The sequence below is a fragment of the Vibrio sp. ZOR0018 genome, assembly GCF_963865925.1.
Classification (GTDB): domain Bacteria; phylum Pseudomonadota; class Gammaproteobacteria; order Enterobacterales; family Vibrionaceae; genus Vibrio; species Vibrio anguillarum.
This window is the reverse complement of record NZ_CAWMCN010000117.1, coordinates 37,630-47,855: the sequence shown is the minus strand read 5'-3', so window position 1 is coordinate 47,855 and position 10,226 is coordinate 37,630. Positions and strand designations below refer to the sequence as shown.

Genomic DNA, 10,226 nt, shown 5'->3' with positions numbered 1-10,226 from the left:
AGTGCTTTCTTATCCATATTGTCCATCCTTAGCCTTTAAGGCTTAAGTTTAGACAGTTACACAGAATTCAGGACACTCTCATTCGACACTTAATACCAAGACCTATTTGGCTAAGAGAAAGCCGAAAAAGGGAGCCGTCACTCTTGGTTTGATGCTGCTTTAACTGCTATTTAGGCTGCTGGGCAACATAATACCCCTTAGCTGTAAAGTAAAAGAGAGCTGCCCATAACGATCTCGAACGTTGTAAACAACGCAATTGGTCGAGGTTTACCTCCCTTCATTTCTATGTGAGCAAAACCTTTAGATGAAAGAGCTTCGAAAGTATGAGTAACATCCTTGATACTGCGCCCACTCATTTCAGCAAGTTCATCAAGACTGTTTGGCTTTTCGCGAGCAATCAAATTCAGTAGTTCAACATTTTCGTTAGACAACAGTTGTGAAAGTGTAGCTAATGACTCGAACAGAAAAAGAGGAGAAGACTCTTCATATGCCACTTTCCCTTCAGCAATACGAATCATGCGTTTACGAGCAAGCTCTTCTGATAGAACGCCGATTTTTGCCTTCATACCATCCTCATTCCTAATAGTCGCGAATAATCACTGACGATCTCGTCTAATTCTTCTTTCACTTCTTGAGAATGAACAATCAGCTTACTAGGATGTTGCTCTATGTCTTTTTCGAGTAAGTCTAGAAAGTGATCAATATCCTGGTTCTCACACGAAGTTTCTGTTGAACCACTGATCTTTTTTTCTTTTTCACGCTTCATTGCTGGCTACTCCCATTTTTTATTGACGCAATCACTTTTAATAAAGCGGTCGTGATCGCTGGGCATTTGTCGTTCATAAAAAACGTTACTTCATCACCAAATTTCATAGTTACGATACCGTTCTTATCGACACTTAACAGAGCAAAAGACTTCCTTAAATCAAGAGTAGTGTTACTTTCATTAGTAGTTGTTTCAGACATATCTCCCCCCATTACCAGCGATTATGTTTACAGAAAGGGTAACAATTATTACCTCAAGTGCTTATTTGATTGATCTGTTTAGCCTATCTACGATTTCAATGGCATGTTGAAATATGGCGTCCTTTACTAACGAGAACTCCTTTCCAAGAAATCGTTTATCTATAGAACTAAGTGCGTTAGTAAATTGAGCGAGAAAGTCCGAGACGATTTCATGGCATTCAGCATTACTGATACCGAACTGACTCGCTGTCTGATCTATGTGTCGTAAATAAATTTTGCAGATATGATATTTGTATCCTCGTGATGCTTTCAGTCCCATTGCCAGCTTTAGCTTTCGTTTATTTAATCCAGTGGCACCGACGGCGGGATAAGCTGATAGCAAATCGTAGAACGGTGCGATCTGATAGTGTCCGCCTGGATCAATATGCACGGAAAAGTTCTTGAGATGACCGTCAGTGGCACCAAGAAGACACTGCAAAACCATGAACTTAAAAAAGTCATGATTGTTCGCCTTGCTTTTCGCAGAGAAACTTAAAACATCAACAATTTTGGAGACTCCGAGGTTGTTCTCCGATTGATATTTTTGATGTTCAGGAACACCGAAAATCTGACAGAAATCTTCCTGGTGTCTACGCGACACAATTCTGTCAACAAAACATCGGTCGAACCTTTCCACTACAAGGGCTTTGGCTCCTGATTCTGCCGTTATTATCTCCATATTGGGAACATTAAAACCAAGCTCCTTAGCAATTTGATTACAGATGAATTCATTCTCAACACTGCTGCTCATATCTAGTACGGTGTTGCTTTGCGCAATCGTATCCATCGGATATTTGATAATGTGGCTACTGATTGATTTCCCTTGAGGTACGTACCATTTACCGTTCAACCTAGTTAGCGTTGTTTTTCGCTGAGTGCCTGAAATACAAGGTCGATATTCCCCAAAAAAAGGAAGAAATGACTTACGCTGAGTAACCAGTTCATTTAATTCACTTGCCGAGATCTCTCGATATTCCCATCCTATGTTTGGTTCCTCACTACTCTCAGTAAATGAAATGCCGCCCGTGCAATCATGACCAATCTTGGAGAGTAAATTGAATGCATCGTTGGATTGCACACCTACTGAGTGAGCAAGACTTAATCGTTCTTCTTTCAAGTCAGGAAGCAGGTTGTGAATAAAATTCAGTGCATTCAATGATGAGCATTCTCCCCTTACTAGCGGTAGGCTTAACGAAAGAGGGAAAGCTGAATCATATGCTAACCACTCATCAGAGTATGAAAATGAGAAGTTGGTCTTCGACCGTTGGACAAACTGCCCTACGAGCATGTTGTTTGTTGCATGTGCGTAAAGAATAGGATTGTGCAAATTAGCCCCCACTTTCTACTGGGTGGGCTGCGTTTTTGTAGAAGGTAATTGCGTTTTCTACTGCCTGCATTTCGGCTTTGAGATCTAATCTACGATTGTCATACTCGGATATATACTCGTCTAAACACAGCCGAAGTTCTGAGTGTTGAGCACACAACTGATTGAAATGCTTCCATGTCCTTTTATGAAGAGAGTAGGACTCTGATAGCTCTGACTGTTTATCTTGCAAAATCGTCAAAAGACTTTCTCTTTTGAAAGAACGGTAGTTGGAGTCCTCACTGTAATTGTCGTAATCCACGACCTCCCAGTCGATATGGTTAAACATAAAACCTTTGGAGAATTCTTCATCACCATGCTTATCGAAACCGCACGAAAGGACTGCGCCGATCAACGACATTTCCTTCAATTTTTTTTCGACGTATTCATCCGATAAGTATTCTTTTTCATCACTATCTAATGGAAAGGATTTTAGGTCGTTGGCAGAGAAGTGTTCATTGTAATAAATGGCGAGAAATAGCTCTTTTCTGATTTTCACCTTCGTTTGCATAAAAAATGACCGATTGCGTTAATTTTGAGGATTATAATCCGTGGTCATATAGTCCGCAAGTGTGCATTGTTCAGGAAATTAATTTCATAAATAAAAAACATGAACACGAAACTTGCCGAAGCTGTAGGCCAACGTATTGTACATATGAGAAGATCCAAAGGTTTACCACAAGAGAAACTAGCCCTTCTCGCTGAGATAGATAGAAGCTATATGAGCCGCATCGAACGCGGTAAAATCAATATCACGCTTGAAAAGCTGTATAAGATTGCAGACACTTTGGGCTGTGATGTGAAGGAGTTATTGCCGTAATTATTTATCATTATACTCAATGGTTTAGCGCATAAAATATGCTGTCATCAGACTTTTTTGGTTATCGAAAACAGTCCTAATCTTTGATTTAAAACAACTAAATATGAGCGTGATGGGATATTCGTCTTACCTAAAGTATGTAAAAATATCTTGCTATACAGGAACATAGAGGCAAAATCTGTTCCCCATACTGAGCAGCTCCGTGGCAGTACGTAGCAAAGTTTAAGGGCGAATGGCATTATCTGATGAAGATGCTATGAGGGTTTTGATTAAGGTGAAGCTTTGAGTACAAGAAAAAAATCAGCTAACTCAGGTATTGATGCGTTATCTGGATTCGAGTTTCAGCGCAATTGTGCGTTGTACTTACTCCTGTAGCTTTCTTTCTCAATCACTAGACAAGTATCAAGGACTTCATGAAGATACCATTGACATAACTGGAATCTAAATGAAGAACTGAGATGCAGTTTTCCACGGAAGACAAAAGGGCAGTCTTTGGCTTTTACCTGCCATTAGTTGGCATACTTTTCGTAATCGCAATTGGTGCGTTAGACTTAACAATCTAACGCATTGATGCCCCGAAGCTTCTTACGCTTTTAAACACACCATGCATAGTTAGCCAGTTTTGGTATACAAAAAGTAATGCGTGGCAAAACGCAAGACCTGACCCGTTGCTCTTTCTAAACGTTTGGTGGGCTGGCGGTAGTATCCTTTAAGCCTCATTAAAACAGTTACTCAGCATGTATACTAATTGCATACATTTAGCTCTTAGTACCGACACTAATGCTTAATCAAGCATATCTACTAACTTCGTTTAAATTTTACGTTAAGTAATTGGTTATCTTTGGTTTCAACTCCCTAGTAGGAGTTGAATGGATCTACAGGGTATATTACTACTTTAGGTTAAGTCACGATTCCTTGGTGGCGGTCACAAATTCCATTTCTTTCAGCTACTTACTTTGTAGTACAATCAGACTCATATGAAGGTAATGTATCTCTAGGAATTATCATACGTTTCCCAACCACTTGGTATAACCTTATGAATTTTAGGTATTTTGATGAATGATCTTATGACAATGGGCTTGATTGGTGTTGCTATAGTAGCTGTTCTAGGTTTAGGGATCCGTGTTGTATTGAAGTTTAAATCTGGCAAAAGCGTTAAGAATAGTTTGAAAAATGTAGACATCGGTGGCGACTTTGTTGGTCGTGATAAGAAGTGATAAATGACTTTGTTCAATCGGCTAAAAAACGTTCTAATTAAAGGTGATTATGCAGGGAGGGACATGGTAAAGAATGTCCTTCCTAAGCCAACTCAACTTGACCACCTATCAAAAGCTTATAAAGATGAGGTCACTGGCGAGCAGCTGACCTTTGAGTTTATTGATGAGTTGCAACACTATAAGACCAAAAAAAAGAAGCGTAGAGACCTAGCACAGAAACTGTCTGATGTAGGTCTTTCAGAGTTTATTGAAGATGCAGAAGAGCTAAAAGAGCTAATTACTAAACTCATTTTAAAGTATCAACATTACAACTCAGCACAAAAAATAATCACTTATCTTCTTGCAGATGTTGAGTCTATCTTTAATACAGAGATTAAACCGAAGCTACACCCTAGTATTTCAGTATCTGAAGTAAAAGTTCTCTTAAGAACATGTGTTGAAATAGAGATCTCTGAAAAGTTAGGGGAAAATGTTTTAGAGATATACCATAGGCAGATTAATGGGATGGTATTTTATTTGACTGGTAACTGTCATCTGGAGTGGGATGAATGTTAGTTTATAACAAGTCTATAGACGTAAATCATACAGTCTTAAGGTTATCTGCTTTATCGATGGAGTTAGATGGCAAAGAAGTGGAAAAGGATAGGCTGAGAATTCTTGATTTTATTTTGGCACACCCTGTTCATATATCTAAAATGAAACTTGGTCGAGATATGGTCAAAGAAAGGAATGTGTTTAAGTCGTTTACTAATAACTATCAAAACTACAGTGATAATAACCTATTTGAGATTATGAAACCTGTTCAAGATATGGCTATTTGTTACTTAGAAACTCTAGGTGTTATTAGCTTTGTAAAAGAGACGAATAGATTAGCATTAAATTATGATAAAGTATCTCCAGAGATAAAAGATATTATTTCTAAAGAACTAAATAGTATATCATCACAAGCAGTGTCTTTTATAAAAAAGCACCTTATAGATATGGACTTAGTAGGTGATAATGGTTTGAAGTCTGCAAGTAACTTAATGGGATGTAAATATGATGCTATATAATCCATCATTAAGAGTCTCGAGGCTTATCGCTACTAAAAATAGTAGTTATATGTATGACGAAGACTTTCACCATGGAATAAATATTCTTAGCGGATGTAATGGTGGAGGAAAGACCTCAATTATCCAACTGTTAGTTTTTGGGATGGGGTATGAAGTAACTAACTGGAAAGATGAAGCTGGTGCATGCGATTCCGTATATGTTGGGCTTAAGGTAAATGGCATTGATATTACGATAAAAAGAGATATCAATGGTAAAGAAAAACAACCAATGTGGTTTTGTTTTATGCCAATAGCCGATGCTCTAAATACTGGGATTGAAAACTGGAAAAAACACTCATATTCATCTCAATACGATAGTATTAGCTTTTCTCAAAAGTTGTTTGACATTCTTAATATTCCTGAAGCCAAAGCGGATGCAAATAACAATAATGTTACTATACACCAAGTGTTAAGACTTATTTATGGTGACCAATCTAACGCTTCAGGTAATATTTTTAATATCGAGCCATTTGACTCTGCATTTAAGAGGGAGTCTATAGGTAACTACCTGTTAGGCTTGTACGATAACGATCTTTATGCCTATAAAATAGCACTTATTGAAGAAGATAAGAAACTCACCAAGTTAGTTTCAGAGATTACAGCAATACACTCGGTTGTTGGTAAAACGTCATTTTCTAGAGAGTATAGCTCCATTGAAGACGAAAAGAAGGACTATTTAAAGCAGATCGTTGAATTAAATCAGGATGTTATTAATAGTAAATTAGAGTCTTTTGGTGAATATAAGGATGAGAAGTCTACATCTGAAAAAATCGCTATTAACAACATTAAGCTGAAAACAAGCCTTTATGAGTGTGAGAGTGAAATAAGAACACTTCAGTATGATATTGAAGACTCTGGACAATTTATCTCAGAACTGAAAGACAAAAAATTAGCTATTAAAGACGCAATTGTTGTTAACAAGTCAATATCAAACTTCTCTTTCCAAGTATGCCCTTGTTGTCAATCCAAACTGAACTCAGTGAAAAAGAATAGTTGCGGATTATGTGGTTCAGAAACTAATGATAAAGGTGAAGCAAACGAAAATTTATTGCGTATGTCAAGCGAAATAGATCTCCAACTTGCTGAGTCTAATCGAATAATAGAACGAAAAAATAAAAAACTTAACGTTCTTGAAGGAAAGAGAAAAGACTTGAGAACGCAGTTGAGAAAAAGTATTTCGGAAAGTTCGTCTGTCATAACATCTATAAATAACAAGAATGAATCAAAGATATTTGGTTGCTATCAGAAGATTGGTTATCTAGAAGAAAAAATTGAGAACCTAGATAGAATTGCTGAATTATTAAATTCAATAGCGGAGCTTACTGACGAAAGAGATAGGACTCAAAAGGCAGTCAACGATCTTAAAGATAAAATATCTAGAAAAGAAAATATTTATAGATTGAGAGAACCTGAAGTTAGAGAATGTATTTCAAAGAATCTTATCTCAGTTCTTAAAAAAGATATTGGTTCGGAGGATGAGTTTGCTTCTGCTAAAAATATAGAATTTGATTTTGCCTCCAATAGTATATCAGTAAATGGTAAATCATCTTTTTCTGAAAGTGGTATGGTCTATTTATACAACTCATTTAGGCTAGCATTATTGATGACATCATTGGAGAAAACATACCTACGTGTTCCGAGGTTTTTGATTCTTGATGGTATTGAGAATGGCGGTATGGAAGATAGTCGTTCTAAAAATTTTCAAAAAGCTATTCATGATCTTCTTTCTAATTCTCAAGTTGAGTTTCAAATTATTTTTGCAACCAAGAGTATTGAAGAGTCGTTAGACAGTAATGATTATATTGTAGGAACGACATTTACCAGAAATAGTAAGAGTTTGAATTTCAAAGCATCAAAGGCATAGTAATAAAACTATGTGAAAGTCTATAGATACATAGACTTTAATCATCAGTAAATAACTCAATGTTGTAGATAAGAGAATTTGGCCAGCCACATTTAGGATGGCCAAATCGTTGCAATACCAGAGTAAACGCCCCATGAACCCACGGGTCGATCTTGCTAATGTTTGAAGTTCCAAGGCAGGAGCGCATCGATATCAGGTTCAGCTTTCGCTAATTCCTGCATGCACTTGACCATGTAGTCGTAGAGGATGAGTCCATTGGCTTTCGCCGTCTCGACGATGCTGTAAAGCATCGCGCTCGCTTCAGCCCCATTAGGGTTAGTTGAGAAGAGCCAGATGGTATGACCTTATATACTTAGACTTACCTACTGGTGCGTTTTTGGAGGTCATCAATATGGAATCCGTCAACTATTCTGCTTATATTGGACTTGATGTGCACAAGGATACAATTGCTGTTGCGATTGCATGTCCAGAGCGGCAGGGAGAAGTTCGATTTTATGGGAATATTTCTTCAGCAAAAGATGCCGTTATTCGTCTAATGAAGAAGCTAATCAAGCTTCACGGTACGATCCTTGTCTGCTACGAAGCGGGCCCAACAGGCTACGGTCTATATCGATTGCTACTTAGCATGAGCATAGAGTGTACAGTTGTGGCTCCTTCTAGAATACCTAAGATATCAACCAACAAGATCAAAAATGATCATCGAGATGCCGTCGCTTTAGCGAGGTTGTTAAGAGCGGGTGAGTTAGTTGATATCTGGGTACCCGACCTGACACATGAAGCTATGCGAGATCCATCCACCGATTACCTGTCCAAATATACGTAACATCGCCAGCCCAGACCTCATTTGGGGCGGTAACCGCAAACTGACGACCTAAGTGATTTGGAACGTCAATATGTTCTTGTGAAGCTTTTCGGTAACGATGTTTTGGCACTTGGCAACTCACTAAACCAAGCGTTCTCATAAGTTTTGTTGCTCGGTATCGGCTCAGCTTTACACCCTGATTTGTGACTATATCTGCAATGGTTCTCGCTCCCGCAGAGCCATTGCTTGCAGCGTGAGCCTCACTGACCAAGCTGCGCAACTTTACTGTTTCAGCGTTAATTACCGTTGGGCGTTTAAGCCAATAGTGATAACTACTTCGATGAACATTGAAGACTTCGCATAATGTTTTTACGCTGTAGCTCTGCTTGAGTTTCTTGATTGTCAAGAATTGTTCAGTGAGTCCGACATCAAGAGAGCCGTGGCTTTTTTTAGTATTTCATTATGCTCTTCAAGGCGAGCCAGCTTCTTTTTCAATTCCCGAATTTCTATTTGCTCAGGGGTCATAGGTGAAGCTTTCGGTGTTTTCCCTTGGCGTTCTTCTCTAAGCTGGCGAACCCATTTATCCATCGTGGACTTGCCCACATTCATGGCTTGGGCTGCTTCAGTCACTGAGTAATTTTGGTCTAAGACTAGCTGCGCTGCTTCTAACTTAAATTCTGCGCTAAATAGTCGTCTTGCACGTTTTGTCATAATGTCACCTGTTAACTTATGAGGTGATGATATCACCTCTAACTAAGTGACCAAATTCACTATGCCACTACACGGAAACTTTCCACAGTTCTATCCCGAAATTTTCTTTTGATTCACACAATAGATTGATATTGGTTGTAGCTGATGAAGTTTAGGCTAAGCCTTAACCAATACATAAGTCGAGGAAGTTACGATGCTGTTTGTGGCTTTCTCTGATTGGATATAACGTCTCTAGAATTCGCCATTTTTTACGCTTTTTTTACGCGAACCCTGACTGCGCATCTGATAGAGTCGCTGTTAAGATTTTCTTTCAAATGACTTATATGGCAATGAGTTGGCTACAGAAGCGTTATATTTTATCAGCGTCGGTGTTTGTTCTTGCACTTGTCGTATCTTTAGGACTTGATCACTGGTTAGGCTCAACCATCGCGGTATTGCTGATACTCCAGCTTTCTATCGTTGTGATTGCCCTTCAATGCCAGTCACGAATAGCTTATGTGGCTGCGATTGCCGAAGCGGTCAGTTTCAATTTCCTCTTTACCACACCTCGATATTCGCTTCAGATGTTCCACTTGGATGACATCATCAACTTACTTGTTTTTATTGTGGTTGCCTTTACCACTAGCCAGCTCGCTGAGCGGTATCGACGCCAACAAAATGCGTTGGAACAGGTTCAATTGCGCCACCAAATTTTGCTCTCCGTATCTCATGATTTGAGAACTCCGCTCGCGGGGATTATCGGTAATCTCACCACCTTTAAAGAATACCAGACGCAACTGCAAGCCCAAGAAAAGGATGAACTGCTCGACAGTGCCATCAAAGAAAGCCATCGCTTACACCAATACATAGAGAATCTTTTGCAAGCGACGAAATTGCAACACGGCGTGGTTCGTATCCAGAAGCAACAAGAATCCATAGTACACATTGTAAAAAGCGTCATTGGCCGCTTCTCTTCATCCACAATAAGTATTGAGGTCGTCGTCAATGGGGCGGTTTCATTGGTTGATGTCAGTCGGGCTTTGCTAGAGCAGGCATTATTTAATGTCTTGGACAATGCGCTGCGTTATTCCCCTAAAGATAAACAGGTCTGTGTGACAATTTATCAGAGTCAGCAGAATGTGGTGATTGATGTTTACAATCAAGGCCAATCACTGCAACCCAATGAAGCAGAACGAATGTTCGAGCTGTTTTATTCAGGCAAGGAAAAAAGAAGTGACGATTCTGGCTCAGGCCTTGGATTGAGTGTGGCAAAAGGCGTGGTCTCAGCCCATCAAGGCCATATCGAATGCGTAGAAGTACAACAAGGTTGTTTGATTCGGATTTCGCTGCCAAGCAGTCAACAAGGAGAGTAGT

The 10,226-nt window shown here is 39.0% G+C and carries 11 protein-coding genes and 3 pseudogenes; 7 read left to right on the top strand and 7 right to left on the bottom strand.

From position 1 onward, the window contains the following. Positions 1–197: 197 nt before the first annotated feature. The 5 genes from AACR75_RS11560 to AACR75_RS11540 form a co-directional block, all read right to left on the bottom strand. Positions 198–566, bottom strand: a complete 369-nt coding sequence (locus AACR75_RS11560) for an HVO_A0114 family putative DNA-binding protein (RefSeq protein WP_047690421.1) — start codon at positions 564–566, stop codon at positions 198–200. Further along, on the bottom strand, positions 563–766 hold the full coding sequence (locus AACR75_RS11555) for a hypothetical protein (RefSeq protein ID WP_047690420.1): 204 nt from the start codon (positions 764–766) through the stop codon (positions 563–565). Before AACR75_RS11555 ends, AACR75_RS11560 begins: the two co-directional genes overlap by 4 nt. Then, entirely contained in the window at positions 763–966 is a 204-nt protein-coding gene (locus AACR75_RS11550) for a hypothetical protein (RefSeq protein ID WP_171817111.1), read from the bottom strand. The genes AACR75_RS11555 and AACR75_RS11550 overlap by 4 nt, the downstream gene beginning before the upstream one ends. Before the next feature lie 61 nt (positions 967–1,027). Next, positions 1,028–2,332, bottom strand: a complete 1,305-nt coding sequence (locus AACR75_RS11545; protein ID WP_234934597.1) for a type II toxin-antitoxin system HipA family toxin — start codon at positions 2,330–2,332, stop codon at positions 1,028–1,030. Position 2,333: 1 nt separating this feature from the next. Further along, a complete protein-coding gene (locus AACR75_RS11540) occupies positions 2,334–2,879 on the bottom strand; it encodes a hypothetical protein (protein WP_040122813.1) in 546 nt (181 codons plus the stop codon). 99 nt (positions 2,880–2,978) lie between these two features. Here AACR75_RS11540 and AACR75_RS11535 point away from each other — a divergent pair, with 99 nt between their 5' ends. The 5 genes from AACR75_RS11535 to AACR75_RS11515 all read left to right on the top strand — a co-directional run bounded on the left by AACR75_RS11535 (position 2,979) and on the right by AACR75_RS11515 (position 7,360). Then, entirely contained in the window at positions 2,979–3,188 is a 210-nt protein-coding gene (locus AACR75_RS11535) for a helix-turn-helix domain-containing protein (RefSeq protein ID WP_047690416.1), read from the top strand. A 1,055-nt stretch (positions 3,189–4,243) separates the two neighbouring features. After that, complete coding sequence (locus AACR75_RS11530) at positions 4,244–4,405, top strand: hypothetical protein (protein WP_156117118.1); 162 nt, start codon at positions 4,244–4,246, stop codon at positions 4,403–4,405. A 63-nt stretch (positions 4,406–4,468) separates the two neighbouring features. After that, entirely contained in the window at positions 4,469–4,960 is a 492-nt protein-coding gene (locus AACR75_RS11525) for an ABC-three component system protein (protein ID WP_197056808.1), read from the top strand. Then, complete coding sequence (locus tag AACR75_RS11520; RefSeq protein ID WP_047690410.1) at positions 4,954–5,457, top strand: ABC-three component system middle component 5; 504 nt, start codon at positions 4,954–4,956, stop codon at positions 5,455–5,457. The genes AACR75_RS11525 and AACR75_RS11520 overlap by 7 nt, the downstream gene beginning before the upstream one ends. After that, complete coding sequence (locus tag AACR75_RS11515) at positions 5,444–7,360, top strand: AAA family ATPase (protein ID WP_047690407.1); 1,917 nt, start codon at positions 5,444–5,446, stop codon at positions 7,358–7,360. The genes AACR75_RS11520 and AACR75_RS11515 overlap by 14 nt, the downstream gene beginning before the upstream one ends. 155 nt (positions 7,361–7,515) lie before the next feature. Here the strand turns inward: AACR75_RS11515 and AACR75_RS11510 are convergent. Then, positions 7,516–7,704 (bottom strand): annotated as a pseudogene (locus tag AACR75_RS11510) (transposase domain-containing protein); the annotation flags it as partial. Positions 7,705–7,751: 47 nt separating this feature from the next. Between AACR75_RS11510 and AACR75_RS11505 the strand changes: the two are divergent. Then, positions 7,752–8,150: pseudogene (locus AACR75_RS11505) on the top strand (IS110 family transposase); the annotation flags it as partial. On the opposite strand, the pseudogene AACR75_RS11500 reads toward AACR75_RS11505, so the two are convergent. Continuing rightward, positions 8,143–8,873, bottom strand: a pseudogene (locus tag AACR75_RS11500) (IS3 family transposase); the annotation flags it as partial. The pseudogenes AACR75_RS11505 and AACR75_RS11500 overlap by 8 nt on opposite strands. A 329-nt stretch (positions 8,874–9,202) precedes the next feature. On the opposite strand from AACR75_RS11500, the gene AACR75_RS11495 reads away from it, so the two are divergent. After that, positions 9,203–10,225 carry a sensor histidine kinase gene (locus tag AACR75_RS11495; RefSeq protein WP_047690429.1) on the top strand — a complete coding sequence of 341 codons (1,023 nt, stop codon included), beginning with the start codon at positions 9,203–9,205 and terminating at the stop codon, positions 10,223–10,225. Position 10,226: the final 1 nt, after the last annotated feature.